Annotated in this window: 13 protein-coding genes; 6 read left to right on the forward strand and 7 right to left on the reverse strand. The window is 61.4% G+C overall.

Annotation, left to right across the window (positions count from 1 at the left end; all coding sequences use genetic code 11):
- Positions 1-111: 111 nt before the first annotated feature.
- The 4 genes from OBACDRAFT_RS12620 (at position 112) to OBACDRAFT_RS12635 (ending at position 6,447) form a co-directional block, all read left to right on the forward strand.
- Complete coding sequence (locus tag OBACDRAFT_RS12620; RefSeq protein ID WP_081722021.1) at positions 112-2,433, forward strand: beta-galactosidase; 2,322 nt, start codon at positions 112-114, stop codon at positions 2,431-2,433.
- A 144-nt stretch (positions 2,434-2,577) separates the two neighbouring features.
- On the forward strand, positions 2,578-4,191 hold the full coding sequence (locus OBACDRAFT_RS12625) for a DUF11 domain-containing protein (protein ID WP_081722022.1): 1,614 nt from the start codon (positions 2,578-2,580) through the stop codon (positions 4,189-4,191).
- Between the two features lie 86 nt (positions 4,192-4,277).
- Complete coding sequence (locus OBACDRAFT_RS12630) at positions 4,278-5,063, forward strand: TorF family putative porin (protein ID WP_043586215.1); 786 nt, start codon at positions 4,278-4,280, stop codon at positions 5,061-5,063.
- A gap of 505 nt (positions 5,064-5,568) precedes the next feature.
- Positions 5,569-6,447 (forward strand): hypothetical protein, encoded by an 879-nt coding sequence (locus tag OBACDRAFT_RS12635; RefSeq protein WP_157837055.1) that lies wholly within the window; start codon positions 5,569-5,571, stop codon positions 6,445-6,447.
- Between the two features lie 151 nt (positions 6,448-6,598).
- On the opposite strand, the gene OBACDRAFT_RS12640 is transcribed toward OBACDRAFT_RS12635, so the two are convergent.
- The gene (locus tag OBACDRAFT_RS12640; protein WP_081722023.1) at positions 6,599-8,029 is read right to left on the reverse strand and encodes a glutamate-5-semialdehyde dehydrogenase; all 1,431 of its coding nucleotides are present in this window, start codon (positions 8,027-8,029) and stop codon (positions 6,599-6,601) included.
- Between the two features lie 121 nt (positions 8,030-8,150).
- Between OBACDRAFT_RS12640 and OBACDRAFT_RS12645 the strand changes: the two genes are divergently transcribed.
- Positions 8,151-9,209, forward strand: a complete 1,059-nt coding sequence (locus OBACDRAFT_RS12645) for an alkene reductase (protein WP_043586149.1) — start codon at positions 8,151-8,153, stop codon at positions 9,207-9,209.
- Between the two features lie 36 nt (positions 9,210-9,245).
- On the opposite strand, the gene OBACDRAFT_RS12650 is transcribed toward OBACDRAFT_RS12645, so the two are convergent.
- The 6 genes from OBACDRAFT_RS12650 to OBACDRAFT_RS12675 all read right to left on the reverse strand — a co-directional run bounded on the left by OBACDRAFT_RS12650 (position 9,246) and on the right by OBACDRAFT_RS12675 (position 17,170).
- Positions 9,246-10,601, reverse strand: coding sequence for a trehalase family glycosidase (locus OBACDRAFT_RS12650; protein WP_052361911.1), 1,356 nt, complete (start codon positions 10,599-10,601; stop codon positions 9,246-9,248).
- Positions 10,598-13,114 carry a beta-mannosidase gene (locus OBACDRAFT_RS12655; RefSeq protein WP_043586151.1) on the reverse strand — a complete coding sequence of 839 codons (2,517 nt, stop codon included), beginning with the start codon at positions 13,112-13,114 and terminating at the stop codon, positions 10,598-10,600. Before OBACDRAFT_RS12655 ends, OBACDRAFT_RS12650 begins: the two co-directional genes overlap by 4 nt.
- Positions 13,111-14,202 (reverse strand): hypothetical protein, encoded by a 1,092-nt coding sequence (locus OBACDRAFT_RS12660; RefSeq protein WP_052361913.1) that lies wholly within the window; start codon positions 14,200-14,202, stop codon positions 13,111-13,113. Before OBACDRAFT_RS12660 ends, OBACDRAFT_RS12655 begins: the two co-directional genes overlap by 4 nt.
- Positions 14,203-14,209: 7 nt before the next feature.
- Entirely contained in the window at positions 14,210-15,106 is an 897-nt protein-coding gene (locus tag OBACDRAFT_RS12665) for a LamG domain-containing protein (protein ID WP_125113794.1), read from the reverse strand.
- 92 nt (positions 15,107-15,198) lie between these two features.
- Complete coding sequence (locus tag OBACDRAFT_RS12670; RefSeq protein WP_052361915.1) at positions 15,199-15,879, reverse strand: prepilin-type N-terminal cleavage/methylation domain-containing protein; 681 nt, start codon at positions 15,877-15,879, stop codon at positions 15,199-15,201.
- A complete protein-coding gene (locus OBACDRAFT_RS12675; RefSeq protein ID WP_198529898.1) occupies positions 15,863-17,170 on the reverse strand; it encodes an oligogalacturonate lyase family protein in 1,308 nt (435 codons plus the stop codon). The genes OBACDRAFT_RS12670 and OBACDRAFT_RS12675 overlap by 17 nt, the downstream gene beginning before the upstream one ends.
- A 178-nt stretch (positions 17,171-17,348) precedes the next feature.
- Between OBACDRAFT_RS12675 and OBACDRAFT_RS12680 the strand changes: the two genes are divergently transcribed.
- Positions 17,349-18,308 carry a helix-turn-helix transcriptional regulator gene (locus tag OBACDRAFT_RS12680; RefSeq protein ID WP_052361917.1) on the forward strand — a complete coding sequence of 320 codons (960 nt, stop codon included), beginning with the start codon at positions 17,349-17,351 and terminating at the stop codon, positions 18,306-18,308.
- Positions 18,309-18,395: the final 87 nt, after the last annotated feature.

An 18,395-nucleotide genomic window follows, 5' to 3' on the forward strand; every position in this document is an offset into this window, starting at 1 on the left:
AACAGGTTTTTAACCGCCCGATGAATCGGTACTCCGAAACTTTCGGCGAAACAAACCGAAATGCCATCCAGCGCGCGAACTTATCGATTTTCTCTCATCAACAAAACTCTCATGAATCTTGGCGTCCAATACTACCGTCCTCCGTTTCCCGTCCAAAAACTTTGGGCCGACGACATCAAACGGATCCGTGATTCGGGGCTCGATACGCTCCAGCTTTGGGTCACCTGGGCCTGGGTCGAAAGCAAGCCAGGTGAGTATCGGTTTGACGACTACGACCGGCTGATGGAGATGGCGGCGAACGCGGGGCTCGACGTGATCCTGAGCACAATCGCGGAGCTCCAGCCGCACTGGATTCATGATGTGGTCCCCGGCAGCGAGATGATCGACAACTTCGGGCATCGGGTGGTGTCGTCGTTGCGCGAGGAGTCCAACTTCGGACTCACGCCGGGCGGTTGCACGGAGAATCCGGAGGTGTGGGAACGCATGGCTGGATTTCTGCGCGAGGTGGTTTTGCGGTATCGCGGCGCGGCCAATCTTGCCGGCTGGGATGCGTGGAACGAACTGCGCTGGCATGAGCAGTCGGATGCGCTGGTGTGTTTTTGTCCGCATTGTTTGCGGGAGTTTCGGGCGTGGTTGGATTCCCGATACGGCGGGCTGGATGGGTTGAATGCGGCGTGGCAGCGGCGTTATGGAAATTGGGGCGAGGTCATGCCGGGGAAACTACTCTGGCGTCCGTTCACCGAGATGATGGCGTGGCAGCGGTTCGTGACGTGGAAGGCCAATCGTCACGGCAAGCGGCGTTACGATCTGATCAAATCGCTCGATCCGCAGCGGGCGGTGACGGTTCATGCGGGCGACCCGTCGCCGTTGACGTCGGGGCGGGCGGATGCGCCGCATTCCTATGCTCTGGACCGCGGGAACGACTGGGTTTTCGCGGACGAACTGGATGGCGTGGGGTGTTCGAGTTTTCCGCGGTTGTTCGGAATGGACGATACGGTGTTCACGGCGCGGGTGGAATTTGCGCGGTCGGCGGCGGCGGGTGCGGGAAGGGTAAATGCAGGGGCTTCGCTTGCGAAGCCCGCGATGAATATCGCCGCCCAGAAGGCAGGCGCGGGCTTCGCAAGCGAAGCCCCTACGGGAACGAAGAAATTCTGGCTCAGTGAAGTGCAGGGCGGGCGCGGGTCGCTTGGGTTTCAGCCGACCGCCGTTGTCGATGCGGCGTCGCAGCAGCGTTGGATCTGGCGCGGTTTCGCAAGCGGGGCGGACAAGCTGTTGTTCTGGTGCTGGCGCGATGAAGTGTTCGGGCGCGAGTCGGCGGGGTTTGGGTTGATCGGCAACGATGGTCATGCCGAGGCGCGCATCGCTGCGATGAAAAAGACGGGCGCGATTTTAGCCCGGCATCGCGAACTCCTCGCCGCCTACGAACCGGATGCGCCGGAGGTGGGCGTGTTGTTCAGCCCGTCGAGTTATTATCTGCACTGGTCGCTCGAAGGCAATGCGGCCACGCCGCGCAAGGCGCTGGAAGGGTATTGCCAGGCGCTGGTGAGCCTTTCGATTCCCTATACCGTCATCGAGGAAGACCACCTCGCCGCACTCGCCGCGCCCGCGTCTGCGTGCGAGGCGCGCCCTCAACTGCGCGTGCTTTTCCTGCCACGCATGATCGTGGCCAGCGAAAAACTCGAAAATGCTCTCGCCGCCTTCGTCCGGCGTGGCGGCACGCTGGTGTGCGAATCGGAGTGCGGCGCGTTCACGCCGGAGGGCATTTATCGTGAATCCGCGGGGCGGTTTCTCTCGCGTCTCGGTTTGCTGCCTGGCGGCGAAGTGGGGCGCCGAGATTTGCCGGTGGAGGGCGTCGTGGTCGCGGAGCTCCCAGAAGGAGTCGTGTCTCGCAAACCAATCCGCCTGCCAGCCCGCCAGTGGGTGACGCCTTGGGCGGGATTTCCGTCATCAGGGGACTCACGGGTGCTCGCCCGTCACCCCGACGGCGTGCTCGTCGGCGAGGCTCATGCCGGGGACGGCGGTGGTCGTATTGTATTTGTCGGTACGTTTTTGGGTGATGCCTGTCTGGATAATAACGACAGAAAAACAGGGCTCGTTGAGTTTCTCGCATGGTGCTGCGCGTCCGCCGGGGTTGTCCCCCCCGTGACTGTCATGCCGGCTGCGGATACTCCTGTTTACATTCGCATGGGCGCCGGCGGCGGCAGGCGGCTGGCCTGCGTGTTTTTGCCGGATGGAATGACACGGGCCCGCCTCTTGATTCGCCCCGGGGTTTTGTTCCGATCCAAATCCCGATCCAGCTCCAGTGACGCATCTCTCACGGATTTGATTTCAGACCGCGTGTATCCGGTTAATCATGACGCGGACCGCGAATTTTTCCTGGATCTCGTCACCGATTCCCACGGCGTCGCGATTCTCACGGATGCCACGTTCTGACCGCCCGCCCTGTCCTTCCGACAGGGCATGGCATTTGGGTTGCGTAATACTTATTTCAAACGCTCGACAAGAAGCCGATTGTGCATATACTCGGCGTTCTCTTCTAAAAATAGAGGGGACAATAGGAAACCACCTACCACTACCATGAAAACCAAACGGACATTCCTCCGTGGCTCGGTCTCTCGTATCGCAGCCGCATCTGCAATTAGCCTGTTCACTTTGTTGGGCACTCTCGCTCACGCCGCTTCTGACCGGGCCAATCCGCCCTCGCAAAACTACCCGTCGATGCCGTCCATTGCCCCCACCGGCGTCGCTCCGGCTCAGACCGTGCAATCCGCTCCGGTCCCGGCCGCCGCTCCCAAGGCCGCGGCACCCGCTCCTGCGCCCGCCGTCTCGGCTGCGCCTTCCTCGAAGTTCACCTCCAACCTCTACACGGTTGAGAAGACGCTTCTCTCCTCCACGCAAGTCGGTGGCGCTTATCAATACCGCCTCCGCGTCACCGCGCTGGAGAACGTCACCAATGTCACCGCCACCGAGCACCTGCCCGCCGGCCTCGCCCTCGTCGGCACCGAGCCGCAGGCCAAGGTCAACGGACAAAATCTCAACTGGTCCTGGCCCTCGCTCAACAAGGGCGACGTCAAGGACCTCCTCGTCACCGTGCGCCCGGAAACCGAAGGCAACTTCGTGACCACGAGCACCGTGTGCGTCGATCCCGTTGTTGTCCTTCCGTTCTTTGCCGGCTCGCCCCGGCTTGAGATCACCAAGACCGCTGTTGCCACGGCCGAACTCGGCGACGTCGTGCCTTTCCGCATCGCCGTCCGCAACGCCGGCACCGCCGTCGCTCGCAACGTCGTCATCACCGACACCCTGCCAGATGGCATCACCAGCGACAGCAACCTCAAGCCCGTCATCGGCGATCTTCAGCCCGGTGAAGTCCGCGAAATCACTGTCGTAGGCAACATCAAGAAGGGCGGTTCGCTCACCAACATCGCCAGCGCCGTTCACGACGGCGGCCAGCCCGTGCAGGCCCAGGCCGTCCTCAACGTTGTCGAGTCCAAGCTCGGTCTCTCCAAGACCGGCACCACGCGCTCCTACATCTTCAAGCACGCTGCCTATCAGATCGTCGTCAGCAACCCCGGCAACACCACGCTGACCAACGTTGTTGTCACCGACGAACTCCCCTCCGGCACCGAAGTCGTCTCCTCCGAGCCCGCCGTCACTCCCAGCCGTGGCCGTCTCACCTGGACCCTCCCTGACCTTGCTCCCGGCCAGAGCCGCACCTTCAACGTCGTGCTGACCGCGTCCAAGCCGGGCGACACCACCAACTCCGTCAGCGCCACCGCCAACTCCCCGACCGGCAAGTCCCTCGCCGCCAAGGCCGACGCCCTCACCGAGTGGGAAGGCGCTCCCGGCGTGATGACCGAAATCACCGACAACAAGGACCCTGTCCGTGTCGGCGAAAGCACCATCTACACGATTGTCGTCTCCAACCAAGGCTCCTTCAAGCCCGTCAACGGCCAGTTCAAGGTCACCCTCAGCAAGCAACTGCGCCCCGTCTCCACCAGCGGCGATGCGCAAGGCACCATCGAGGGCCAGGTCGTGACCTTCCCGGATGTGCTCCTTGATCCTCGCGGCACCACCAAGCTCCGCATCGAGGCCCAGGGTGTCCAGCCCGGCTCCGGCCGCGCCCGCCTTGAGTTCATGAGCTCCTTCCTCGACGAACCCGTCATCAAGGACGAGTCCACGTTCGTTTACTGATCGACTAGAGATCGTCCGCCGCGCAGGGGCGTCGCTTGCGACGCCCCTGCAACGCCACCCAACCAACATCCAAACCAACCATCATCATGTTTGCCAAAACCACCACGCTCCTCCTCACCGCGCTCTCCCTTGGCGCCACGGGTCTCGTCGCCCAGGCAGTTGCCACCACTCCGACCACCGGACTAGTCGGCAACGATAACAAGCTCACCATCGATTACACGGCCGATGTCGGCATCGTCACCAAGCACGTCTTCCGCGGCCTCAAGTATTCCAACAAGGCCATCACCGCCGGCGCTTTGGTCCAGTTTCCCGACCAGCACCTTTATGGCGGCCTTTACACCGTGCAACCGCTCGACGGCGCCGATAACAGCGAATTCGACGTGTATCTCGGCATCACCGACAAGCTCAACGACTGGCTCAACTACGACTTCGGCCTCACCTACTACTACTACCCGAACAAGCTCAGCGACACCATCCAGAGCGCATTCGAGCCTTACTTCGGCCTCACTGCCAACATCCCGCAAGTCAAGGGGCTGGCCGTCTCCGGTTATCTCTACTTCGACTTCGAGCGCACCGCCTTCACCGCCGAACTGGCCGCCAGCTACACCCGCCACATCGTCGAAAAACTCAGTGGACGCCTCAGCATCTTCACCGGCTACGTGGACGGCAGCGACTTCACGCCCGAAGCTGCCGGCCCGGATATCAGTGAAAACTACGTTTATTACGGAGCCTCGTTCGATCTTCCCTACCGCCTCACCGACAAGCTGACGATCACCTTGGGTGTGCAATACAGCGACACCAGCGGTCTCGAAACGCTCGGCAACGGTGGTTCGCAGTTCTGGGGCACCGGACGCGTCACCTATAACTTCTAGAGTAAAATCAAGAAATCTGTAGCCATCACCTACCTGGTAGGGAGGCCTCTCCGAGGCCTCCGCCGTGCGTAGTGTGAGAATGCGAAATTCATAGGTAGACGGAGCGTGGTTTCGGAGGCCTCGGACGGAGCGCAGCAGCGCGGAGATGGCATCGCCGGAGGCGATGGCCCGAAGGGCTGCCCTCGGCAGAGAGAGGGCACAAAGGCCTCCCTACCGTTAAGACAACGGGCTACACTCAATCGCGTCACATTCCTTGGTCAGACAGAGCGGTGGTATCCGTGCCGCCGCTCTTTTTTGGATTGCCCGACGGGGGGGGGGGGGGGGAGGGATGTTTTGCATTAAGATGGCAATTGCAAGCGGCCAGGAAACCGTCGATTCTGAAACCGGATCATCACTGCAACTCTCGTCCAAAACATTTCCTCCAAACACCGTGGCCCGACGATACAACCATTCCTCCCGACGCAATTCCAGGAACTCGTCCAAAATCCTTCTGCTCATTCTCGTTTTGGTCCTGACTCCAGCCTGGTTCATCTGGCGTTTCTACAATCCTCCTCTGCCTTCCTCTCCCGAACTTGCCGAGGAGACTCCCTTGGGCGGGCAGGATGCCGTTTCCGTCATTCCCACCGCCCTCATCCCGGACGCACAGGAACCTGCACCGGCAGCCCCGCCGGCATCCGCGCCACCCGATCAGGTGGCCGAAACCACGCCGATAACCGTCACCCCGCTTGAGCCCGTGGCTCAGGATACGACACTGCCTTCATCTTCTGGTATCCGGTTTTCAGAGACAACCGCTCCCGACTCCGCCTCCGTGGCCGTGACATCCGCCACCGGCGCCGTTGCGCTCACCGACGTCCCGCCGCCCACCGGCGTCGCCACTTTCGACGTTCCTCCGACCATCGAATTTCCTGCACCGGGCAGCACCGTCACCGTGCAGGAAGCGCCTCCGGCTGCCTCAACCGCTGGCGTCGTTTCCCACCCGAGCATCCTTCTGCCACCCGTCATTGCCTTCCCTCCACGCGCCTCGGCCTCGTCTTCTCATTCCGCCCCGGTTTCCGATCCTGCCCCAGCGGTGCCCCCCCCTCCCCCCCCCCCCCCCGCAGGCTCCCATACAGGTGTCGGCGGAGCCCGTAACTGTCGTTGCCGCGCCCGCGCCCGCGCCTGTTGTCGTCGAACCGCCTCCTGCCATTGTTTCCGTGCCTGCGTCCGAACCTGCACCTGCGCCCGCCATCGCATCCGAGCCGCCAGCCGCGACAGAATCGTCCACCGTCGTTGCCGCCGCTGCCGCCGCGCAGCCTGCGGTGGCATTGCCCGCGCAAGGCTTCTTTATTGTGCGATCCAAGATTGCGCAGTCATCGGGCCATTACCTGCTCTGCTCCTATTTTGAGGATGACCATGAGCAGATTTTTCGTGTGTCCCCGACTGTTTACGAAACAGTCGCGGTGGGTCTCTACTACAATGTCCGTAACATAAAAGGGTGGCAGCCCGTAAAACGGATCGAGTAACGCCAAAGGGGGCGCGGACGTTTTATCCCTATCCTATCCGCGCACCTGACCGTTGCCGGTGAGCAGGTATTTGTAGCTGCAGAGTTCGGCGAGTCCCATCGGGCCGCGGGCGTGCAGGCGGTCGGTTGAGATGCCGATCTCGGCGCCAAAACCAAACTCAAAACCGTCGGTGAAGCGCGTGCTTGCGTTCCAGTAAACCGTGGCGCTGTCCACACCGGCGAGAAAACGCTGCGCGGCCGTCTCGTCCGTGGTGATGATCGCGTCGCTGTGGCCGGAGCCGTCGCAGTTGATCGTGGCGATGGCGTCCTCCAGCGAATCGACGACGCGCACTGCAATGATCAGGTCGAGAAACTCCGTCGTGTAGTCCGCCGCCGTGGCGGGCGTGTGGGCGATGCCGGCGGCGGCGAGGATGGCGGCGGCGCGTTCGTCGGCGCGCAGTTGCACGCGGCGCTCCACCAGCGCGGCGGCAAGGCGGGGCAGGAGCGCGGGCGCGGCGCCGGCATGGACGAGGAGTTGTTCAACGGTGTTGCACACGCCGGGGCGTTGGGTCTTGGCGTTGATGAGCACGGACTCGGCAATCGCGGGATCGGCGGCGCGGTCGGCGTAGAGGAAGCACACGCCGGTGTAGTGCTTGATGACAGGGATGGTGCTGTTTTGCGCGACGAAGCGGATGAGGGATTCGCCGCCGCGAGGGATGATGCAGTGAATGAGCGTGTCGAGCTTGAGCAGGGTGTTGAGCGCGGCGCGGTCGGTCGTGGGCACGAGTTGCACGGCGTCGGCGGGCAGGCCGGCGGCGGCGAGCGCCTGCTGAAGCAGGGCGGCGAAGGCGGTGTTTGTATTGAAAATCTCCTTACCGCCGCGCAGGATGCTCGCGTTGCCCGATTTGAGGCAGAGAATGGCGCAGTCGATGGTGACGTTGGGACGCGCTTCGTAAATGATGCCGATGACGCCGATGGGCACGCGCACCTTGCGGATGCGCAGGCCGTTGGGACGGGTCCAGTCGTCGAGCGTTTCGCCAACGGGATCGGCGAGCGCGGCCACCTGGCGGACGGATTCGGCGAGGTGCGCGATGCGTTCGGGCGTGAGCGTGAGGCGGTCGATCATGGCCTTGCTCAGGCCGGCGGTCTGGGCGCTGGCGAGATCTTTGGCGTTGGCCGCCAGCAGGTCGGCGGTGGCGGCGGGGAGGAGATCGGCGAGCTTGAGGAGGGCGGCGTTTTTTTGTTCCGCAGGAGCCGTGGCCAGCACAAGCGAGGCCGCGCGGGCGCGGCGGGCGAGATCGGTGACGAGTTCGGCAAGATCAGTGGAATCGGTGGACATGGCTTTCGCGGATGAAGGGTTCACTGTTTGCCAGTATTGTGCGCCGTGCAACTGGACTTTTGCATGTGGAGGGCGGGTCTCCTGACCCGCCGGACGTGGCGACGCCACGCCTTCCGAATGGGTGAGGTCCACTGTTGCGAGCTTCATCGTCGTCGGCAGGTCAGGAAGCCTGCCCTCCAAAACTTGTGCATATCTTGCGGTTGTTTGCCCCCGAGTTGCGTGCGAAACGTTGTGGCATCACATTGCCGGTCTCTCATCCGCAAACATTATGCCAACGCTCTTTGATCCCGTCACCATCGGCGACCTCCAACTGCCCAATCGCATCATCATGGCACCGCTTACGCGTTGCCGGGCCAGCGCCGGGCGCGTTCCCAATGCGCTCATGGCCGGGTATTACGTGCAACGCGCTTCCGCCGGTCTCATTCTGAGCGAAGCCACGGCCATCTCGCCGCAAGGTGTCGGCTACCGTGACACGCCCGGCCTTTGGTCCGCCGAGCAAGTTGAGGGCTGGAAACGTGTAACTGGCGCCATCCACGAAGCGGGCGGACGCATTTTTGCCCAACTCTGGCACGTGGGACGCATCTCGCATCCGATGTTTCTCAACGGCGCGCTGCCCGTTGCTCCCAGTGCAATCGCGCCCGGCGGACACGTCAGTCAGGTGCGTCCGATCACGCCCTTTGTCACGCCGCGTGCGTTGGAGACACATGAGATTCCCGGCATCATCGAGGACTACCGCCGCGCCGCCGCCAATGCGCAGGCCGCCGGTTTCGACGGCGTGGAAATCCACGGAGCCAACGGCTACCTGCCCGACCAGTTTTTGCAGGACGCCACCAATCGTCGCACGGACAGCTATGGCGGCAGCATCGAAAACCGCGCCCGTTTTCTGCTCGCTGCGACCGACGCCGCGATTTCCGTGTGGGGCGCAAATCGCGTCGGCGTGCATCTCGCGCCGCGTGGCAACGCGCATTCGATGGGCGACTCCAATCCGCTGGCGACTTTTGGATACGTGGCGCGCGAACTCGGCAAACGCAGGATCGCCTTCATCTGCGCCCGCGAGGCGCTGGAGGGCAACCCGCCTCGCATCGGTCCGCAATTGAAGCAGGCGTTTGGCGGCATCTACATCGCCAACGAACAATTCACCAAGGCGACAGCCGAACAGGTGCTCGCCGCTGGCGAAGCCGATGCGGTGGCGTTTGGAGTTCCTTTCATCGCCAACCCCGACCTGCCCGAACGCCTGCGCCGTAATGCTCCGTTGAATACGCCAGTTCAGGAAACATTCTACGCCGAGGGGGCGGCAGGTTATACGGATTACCCGGCGCTGGCTTGAAGCGCGGTGGCGTTTAGCCTGCGGGGCGATGGCAAATCACACCAGCGTCCTGTGTTTTCGCAGAAACGCGAGCGCGTCGATGAACACGCCTGCCGTCCAGCCCATCATCGCGGGAGCCGGATCGCCGGTGTCCGAAAAATACCCCGCCTCGTTGATCCGGGAGACTGTACCATCCTCGACATTGTATTTTTCCCAGAGATCACCCGTCTCCTCAAAACCCCGACTCACCACATTCAGGTATTTTTGTGCAATGCGCACGGCTTGCGTAGTGTAACCGTAGCGGGCCAGTCCACGGTAGGCGATCAATTGGAGGCAGGCCCAGCCGTTTGGGAAATCCCATTGACGAAGTTTCTGCTTGGAGCCGTTGCATGTTGGCTCCGGCGGCGCACAGGTGGCGAGGCCGTGGGGAAATTCGAGCAGAGGCAGCATCCTTTCAACGGTTCGCGCCGCCTGCCTCGGCGTTGCGATACCGGCCCAGAGCGGATGAAATGCCGCCGCCGATACGCTGTCACCACGCCGGTCGTGGCGGTGATCGTAATCGAAAAAACCGCCGCGTTCGTCGTTCCACAAAAAATCGTGAATCAACTGCCGCCGGTGCATCGCGCGCCCGCGCCAAAATTTCCGGTTCCCGATGTTATCATTGATTGACAGATACAGCTCGTGAAGATGCAGGAGGCTATTCAGGTCAACAGGACAAAAGTCTTCGCAGCGATGTTCAAAACGCGGGGTGAAATCCCAGCCCGACTCTGCTTCGGCAAGCGCGTGGGAGAGTTCGGGCAGCAATTCTCGCGGCGGTTGCGTCATGCCGAGTCGCGCCGCCACCACGGGGTAAAATTCGCAAAGTCCGTCGTCGTCGTCATTGTGACCATATCGTGAGAGTCCGCAGGACGTGGCGCGCCGGGTGGTCCAGAATGCGTGTTCGGTGCGCAAAGCGGCGACGGCATCCTGCGTCCAGCCGGTGTGTTTGCATTCAGACCATTGTGATTGTTTTTCAGATACGTCAATTGCCTGCACCAGCGCGGCGAGGTAGGGCGGTTGAGAACGGTTGGTGTAGAAAGTGCGGTTGCCATTGGGCACGAAGCCGTGGCGGGCAATTTGGGCGAAGAAGTTGCGGGCGTTGGACACGGCGAGGCTGGCATGCCCGGAGTCGAGGAGACCGAGTGACGCAAAATAAGTATCCCAATAATACATTTCCTGAAACGTGCTGTCACGGCAAGGCACGGTGTAGGGAAACGGGAGACCGAGGAGCGTGCCGCTATCGTCTGGTGTGTGACGCACCGTATTGTTCCAATGTGCGTGAATGAAGGCTTCGACCTCGCGCCATGATGTGTCATCGATTGCGGAGGCGTCCGTGGCGGGAATGGGTGTCCGTTGCTGGAGGAGCGTGGTCATGCGTAGGTGTCGCGGAGTGATTGATGACGCAGGACGGCTAGCAGGGCGGACTTGGTGACTGGTTGCCGGAAGCTTACGTCAATGCGTCTGGCTTCCCCTGGGTAGAGTTCAAAGAAATTGTCGCTTGCGGTGTGATCCATGCCGGGAAAATCGAAATGGAAACGATGCTGAAATGCTGACGAATGAAAGATGAGGCGGGCGGTTTGAGGCGAGGTGAGGCGGAGGGATACGGTAGTCTTGGCACGTGGGAGAGGGATGAAGCGCGGAGACGAAAACAGGACGGTGTCTTCGCTCACAGCGCTGCCACCGATATCGAGCGCGATGCGCAAGTACAGATGATCGCGTCCATGGCGGGCGATGTGAGGAGCGAGGCGGAGTGTGCGCTGGAGCATGGATTCAAGGGGGCGCAGGCGAACGGATTTACGACCGGTGAGGAGGCGCGTGCCGTCGAGGTGAAACAAGCTCCAGCGCAATGTGCCCCGGGTGGGGGCCGGGGAGTCGTAAACGGTGTAAAGATTCACGGTATCCACATTTGAACGACGGTAGTTGCCGATGCTGACATGATCGTCACCGGGAACATGCGCACTGACTAGCGCTGGAGCGTAAAAACGGCGGGCCAGATGATGAAGGGCTTTCCAGCGTCCGGTAAACTCAATGGAGCTCCAGGAGGCAACGGGCCAGCAGTCGTTAAGCTGCCAGTAGATTGATCCCATGCAACGCGGCATGAGGCGTCGGTAGTGTTCAACGCCGGTTTGCATGCAGTGAGCCTGGTTGAGTTGGGAGAGGGTGATGAGGGCGTCCTGATCTTTTGGGAAACGGTAGCGACAGGCCACATAGTCGAGGATGATCTGGTTGCCGCCGCGATGTTTCTGGTGGTTCTCCATTGCGGGTCCGAAGACATTGCCATCCTGCGGCGGGCAGAAGGTGGCATTGGTGGTGGATGAGGAATAGCTTTGCATCCCAAATTCGGATACAAAGCGGAAGGTCCATTTTTCGTAATCCTTCACAGGGTGGCGGGCATGCCACACATCCCAAAAATGAGTGTCTCCTCGCTTTTCGCCTTCGGCGTGATCGGTGTCGAAACGCCCGCGCCACGGAGAGCTGGGATGATACGCGGTGATGCCGTCCTGCCGTGCGACGACATCGGGAAGGAGGTGGTGGAAGATGATTTCGTAGCCGCGCTTAATGGCGGGATCGCGGAGGGCTTCGGTGAATTGTGAGATTTCATTGTTGCCGCACCAGAGGGCGAGGCTGGCTCGGTGACGGAGGCGCGCGACTTGTTGCTCCGCCTCGGTGCGCACGCTTTCCAGAAATGCCTCGTCGTGTGGTGGCGGGGTGCAGGCAAACATGAAGTCCTGCCAGACGAGGAGACCGAGTTCGTCGCAGAGATCATAAAAGTCCTCGCTTTCGTAGATGCCCCCACCCCAGACGCGGAGGAGATTCATGTGGGCGAGGGAGGCGGCGCGGATGTCGCGCTCATAGTCGCGGCGCGTGAGGCAGGCGACGAAGGTGTGGGCGGGTATCCAGTTGGCACCCTTGATGAAAATGGGGCGACCGTTGACGAGAAAACGAAAACATTCGCCCCATTGGTCCGGACTGCGGTCGAGTGTAATGGTCCGCAGTCCGATGCGGCGGGTGAGCTTGAGTCCGGGAGGGGAGGAGGGGGCTGGATTGGTGGCGGTGATTTCGATGTCGTAGAGCGGTTGCGCGCCCTGGCCGGCCGGCCACCAAAGTTGCGGGTTGGTGATGTGGAGGGTGAGTGGCGCGGGCGTGCCACATGCAGGAGTGGGGAGAAACGAGCGGGAGGCTCGCGCCACGATCCGTCCGTTGAGAGCGACGCTAGCTTCGATGGTGACGGGAACTGCGGTGGCGAGTTCAGGAATGAGAGTGAGCGTGACAGCGCCGCCGTCGTCGGTGTGGTCCTGTGTGATGCGGACGTTGACGAGTCGGTTGTGGCTCCAGGCTTCGAGACGGATGTCGCGCCAGATGCCGGCAGTGACGAAGCGCGGTCCCCAGTCCCAGCCAAACTGGCATTGCTGTTTGCGCAATACGGTGCAGCGGCCTACGGGATCATTGCTTTCGGGTGGACGGTGTTCGAGGCGGATGGAACGGATGGTTTTGAGTGCGCTGGCAAAGATGAGGCGGAGTTCGTTGGTGCCGGGGCGGAGCAGGGATTTTATGTCGAGGCGGTGGCCGGTGAACATGTTGTCAGTGACGGCCACCTGGCGGTTGTTGAGGTAGAGGGTGGCAAGGGTGTCGAGGCCGTCGGCAACGAGTTGAACGTGCTCTTCCGCGAGGAAAGATGGCGTGACGTGGAAGCGAGTGCGGTATTCCCAATCGCGTTCCTCAATCCATTGCAAATCGAGTTCGTTGGTGCCGTGGAAGGGATCAGGTATGAGACCCGCGGCGCGCAGATCGGTGTGCACGCAACCTGGCACACAAGCGGGAAGCCAAGGGCCACGCGGGCGTTCGCGAAACATCCAGCGGAGGGAGGAAAGAGCGAGCGTGTTCACGGTTTTGACGTGAAGGGAGTGGGGGCGGGCAGGTGAATGATGCCGGCGCCGGCGAGGGCGGGGGGGGCAGGGTCGCGTGCCTGACCGCTGAAGGTTGCAATGGCGTTAAGGCCGGCGGATTCCTTGTAGGTGAGCCAGGGACGGGTGGTGTGGGCGAGGCGGTGGATGATGATGAGGCGGCCGCTCAAGACGCCGTTTTGTTCGATGTGGAGCTGGCGCATGCCACTGGACCAGACGCGGACGTTGTCAGCCTCGATGGAGGCTTCGCGGAGGGCAAGGCCCAGGCCCAGGTTTTGAAATATATCCACGTTTTGGATACGCATGACAGATCGCTGAATGTTGTAGATGCCGTTGTCGTTTCCGTAAAAACGGCCCTTGTGGATTTCGCAGCTAATGTCGTCGTGGGCGGAGAATCCTTCGTCGAGGTTGTCGCAGCCGGTGATGTTTTCGAAGATGAGATCTTTTCCGATGCCGTGGAGGTTAAAGCCGTCATTGAGGGAACCGCTGGCAACAATGTTGCGATAACGGTGATGGGAGACGTCCTGGATGCGAACGGCGAAGGTGCGGGCGGAGATTTCCCAGTCGCTGGCGCTGGCGGCAGGATCGGTCAACGTGAGAGTCTTTTGTGTGGCATCCCAGATTACGGGGCCGGCGAAGCGATGCGTGGCGGCATCTTCGGGAATGCGTCGGCCGTGATGGCGAAGCACGAAGGGATACGGCACTGTGACATCGGCGACGCGATGGCCGGTGCTTGCCGCGTTGGTGGCGGTGACGGAAAGGAAGGCGAGCGGGGCGAAGCCGGTGATTTCGTTGCCGTTGCCTTCGACGGTAATAGGTGCTTCGTCCGTGCCGGAGGTGCGAATGAAGAGTTCTTCACGGTAGGGACCGCTGCCGGGCGCAATCCAGATCACGTCACCGGGACGGACACAGGCGGCGGCATCCCGGAGCGTGGTAAAGGCAGCGGTATCGTTTGCGTCGGTTGTGCCGCGCGCGTCCACGAGCAGCCAGCGTCCGGAGGCGGAGGATGAGGCTGCCGTTTGTAGTGAAAAATATGTGAGGGTGAACAGGAATAGAATGGCGTGGCGCATGGCATGCTTAATTTTTACTCATGCGTGTCCGCCATACGCATCCGAGCGCGAGAGCGGTGGCGCCGACGCCGAGGGCAAGGTGCGAGGGTTCGGGGATGGGCGCTGCGTTCAGGCGGATTTGCTCAAGTTGGGTGGTGTCGAGGGCATCTTTGTAGATGCGGATGTCATCAAGGAGTCCGTCGAAGGGGCGGGTTTTCCCGGGATCGTTGCCGATGCGAAGGTCGCTGCTGGTGGCGGCGAGCGCCCCTGTGCCGCTGGTGGCGGCGACAGAGCCTGCCGTGGCGATGCTGCCGGCTGCCGTCGAACCGGTGTAGAAGTTAACCGAGCCGGTGCTGGTGTCATTGTTCCATGAATACGTGATGGCGAAGAAAACCCATTTCCCCGTTTCACCAAAAACGGCATCGGAGGTGACGGCGGTTTTGCCGTTTATTTCCACGGCAAGCGCGCCGTTGTTTCCATAGAGGCTGATGCCGGCGTTGGTATTCGTTTTTTGGAGAATGCGGGCGGCAGAGTTGAGCCGGGTCTCGGCGTTGAACCATCCGGTGATGGTAAATGTGTTGGATGCGGGAAGCGTGAAGGCTGCGGTGGCGACGCCATCGCGGCCTGTCGCACTCGCGGAGGAGCCCATGCCATCGGCAACCGTGTTGGAAAGGGCTTGGTCGCCGGGGAGTTTGGAGACGCCGGTCTTGTCAGCGCTGAGCACGGCGGGGGAGTTGATCGTCAGGCTGGTGCTGATGGAGCCGGCGTTGGCAAGAGAGCCGTTCTTGAAATCGAATTGAATCAGTGGATCGGGAAGCGCGGCGTGGGCGGCAGTGAGGCCGAGCCCGATGAGAAGCAAGAGAACTGCCATGTCGCGGATGGAATGGCGGGCGATGATGGATTGTTGGTGTGGTGTATGTTTCATGATGGCATTGGTTGCGGGTGAAAGATCGGAGAAAAAATGGCAGCGAATGTGTGTGGGGGGGGGGGGGGAGGAAGGATGGCAGCGGACGGACATCAGGGGATGGGTTTGCAGTTGTCCTTGGTGAGTTCGGTTTTCGTTTTCAGCGAGACGTGTCCGTCGCACCAGAGGATGTTGGCTTTGCCGCGGTGCGGTTCGCCGACGCGCGCCCAGCCGCTGTTGGGATCGTTGAATCCGCGTCCCCAGTTCGTGCCGGTGGAGGAATCGGCGAGCATGATGAGTGTGGAGAAAGGGAGGGTGCTGTTGATGTTTTGGGGCGGTTTGTTGCTGTCGTAGAGGATGTGGTAGTTGGCAACGTAAGGATAACCGAACCCGATGCCGGTGGTGGAATTGGCGGCAGGATCAAGGTTTTCCGGGCAGACAAACATCTGGCTGGCGCGCCCTGAGTCGTTGAGCAGGTAGGCGGTGAAGGGAGAGGTGCGTTGATACCACACGCCGCCGCCGTTGCCGTCCCAGTTTTCGCCGGGCAGAGTGGACGCGGCGGCAGGCGGATAGACTCCCTTGTGTTCAGTGGCCCAGTGCTGGATAGAGAAAAAAATCTGGCGGAGGTTGTTGGCGCAGGTGACGGTGCGCGCGGTCTTGCGGACTGCGCCGACGGTGGGAATGAGAATGCCTGCCAGGATGCCAATGATGGCGATGACGGTGAGCAACTCGATGAGCGTAAAGGCGCGGAGGGGGAGAGGCGGGGAGGGGGGAAATTTATGGTGAGTGGTCATGGGGCGTGGTGTGTGCGTGTGTGAAGTGGGGGGGGGGGGGGGATGGTTTTGCGAGTTCGACGGCGTAAACCTGGCTGTCGCCGCTGGCGTTGCTCTGAAAAACGACCCACTTGCCGTCAGGAGTGAAGCGGACGTTGGGTTCGAGCGGGTATTTGTTGCCGGCGAGCGAGGCGAGTTTGTCGATGTTGAGGGTTGGTCGAGCCTGGGTGTTTGTCGCGGGCGTGTAACGGTATATCCAGCTTCCTGGGCCGGAGTGGTTGCCATCTCCTGCAAAGAACGTGCGGTCGGCGGAGATGGCGTAGTGGTAGGACCAGGCGTCCTTGGGAATTGGATACCGGTGCGTCATGGCGCCGTCGGAGAGGTTGACGCGGGCGAGGTAAAAATCGCGTCCGCCAAGGGCGTCGGTTTTGGCGTCGGGGCGGGCGTCATCGTAGATCCATTGGTCGAACCACACGCCACCGCCATCTGTATCGAAAAACTCATGACCATTGGCCTCAATGCCGCGTAGGAGGGTGGGGTTGACGGGCTTGGGTGCGGGGTTCGCGGTGTCGGTGCGGAGGGTCCACATGCGGTCCTCGACGATGCGCCAAGGACCTTCGTGGCAATACATGAGGAGGGCGGGATCGACGGGCGAAAACTGAACGTGTCCGAGCCAGTGTTTGCGGGTTTCGAGAAGGGTGCGGATTTCGCCGGTTTTGAGGTCGATGGTGTAGAGAATGTTGTGGAGTCCGGCTTCCATGATTTTGCGAAGGCGACCTTCGCGCGGGAGAGTGCGGGTGAGTTCGCGTTCGCCGATCACAGCGCAGGCGGCGAGGAGGGTTTCGTCGCTGTTGAGCGCCCAGCCGCGTCCGCTGGTCCACTCTTGCGGGATGGTGGCGATGCGGCGGGATTTCCGCGTGTCGAGGTCGATGGCGAGCACTTGGTTGCCGCTGAGCACGATTACCTGGCGGGATTTGGGGGCGACTTGTGGAAAGAAATACCAACTGGTGTCACGGTCGTTGAGACGGGTGATTTCGCGGGTGAAGAGATTGAGCGAATGAAGGCGACGCTGGCCGTCTTGGTTGATGTTGTAGAAAACGAAGAGGTCGCCCTTTTCGGTGAAGGCGTGCTGGTGGAAATAAAGGGTGTTGCTGCGACCGGGGAGGCGCGACCAGAGGATGACGCGGTGTCCAGTTTCGGGGTCGATCCATTCTGTGTCTTGCAGCGGACGACCAGTGTTTGCGCGTGCCGGTGTGAGGGAAACGAGAAGCGCGGTCAGAAGAAACAAAGGGATGGCCGGTCGGGGTGTCATGTAATGGCGCATGTGCTGGTGCGTGGCGTTGTGATTTTGGCTGGAGGTTGTTGCTGCTGTTGAAAAGGGGAGGGGGGGAAGGTCTGATGTCTATTGTGACAGCATGCTTCGATTTGGGGACTGATTGGACAAGTCTGCCTGATTGCATTTCAGTTAGAAAAATATCATTTTTTTGATCATGTCTGTTCCGGACTCCATTCATCGCCGCCTCGAATGTGATTTGCGAAATGTGCTGTTGCGGCTGCGCTCGGAGAAGCTGCGGGTGCGCATCCCATGCGCCGCGGGGTTACACCGGCCTCAGCCGAATGCGCATTTTCACCCGACGCCGGAGCTTTTTATCCAGACAGGTGGAGCAACGGATTTTGTGTGTCCGTTGGATGAGTTTCGGCTGGAGACGAACGAAGTCTGTGTGATGCCGGCCGGGGTTCCTCACGCTGAGACGCCGGTCAACCGGCGTACCGCCTACGATGTGCTTGTGTGCATGCACGCGCGTGACGGGTTGCTGTTGCATCGGGGGCGGATGGAGGGGGGAACCATGACAGGTGCGGCGGGAAGCGGACATTGTATCCGGGGTTATGAGACAACAGATTTGCGAAACCAACGGAGTTGCGCGGCGTTTCATCATCTGGACGAGATTGCGGCGGCAGACGGAATCGAGGGGGGGGAGCGGCGGCGTTATGTGGCGGCGTTGCTGGAGGCGTTTCTGTTGACCGTGCTTAGTGAATTGAAACGGCATGCTGCGCACGCGTCACCGCCAGTGCCGGAGGCGTTGTCGTTGGTCATGGAGGCGGAGAAACTGGCGCGCACGCGGTTTGGTGATCCAGGGTTGACGGTGGCGAGGCTGGCGAAGGATTTGGGGTGCTCGGCAGCGCATTTGTCGCGGCGGTTTCACGGAGAACGCGGGGTGACGCTGGCGGCGTGGATCGTGGCGGAGCGGATCGCGCTGGCGCGCACGCATCTGACCAATCCGCGTTACAATATCGCGGAGATTGCATGGATGTGTGGGTTTACGAGTCCGGCGTATTTCATCCATGTCTTCCGCAAGCACACCAGCATCACGCCGAGGGCGTATCGGGTGGGACTGCAAACAAACTGGGCTGTTGATGCGCCGAAGCGGAAGCGGGCGGTTCGTGGGTGAGTACCGTCAGGGACGAATCCAGGTCCAGGTTCCAACGAGCACCATGACAAGGCGACGCCGCCCTCTCGATGGCCGACGTCTTTCTGG

Origin of the sequence: Geminisphaera colitermitum TAV2, from assembly GCF_000171235.2 — a bacterium.
Taxonomy (GTDB): domain Bacteria; phylum Verrucomicrobiota; class Verrucomicrobiia; order Opitutales; family Opitutaceae; genus Geminisphaera; species Geminisphaera colitermitum.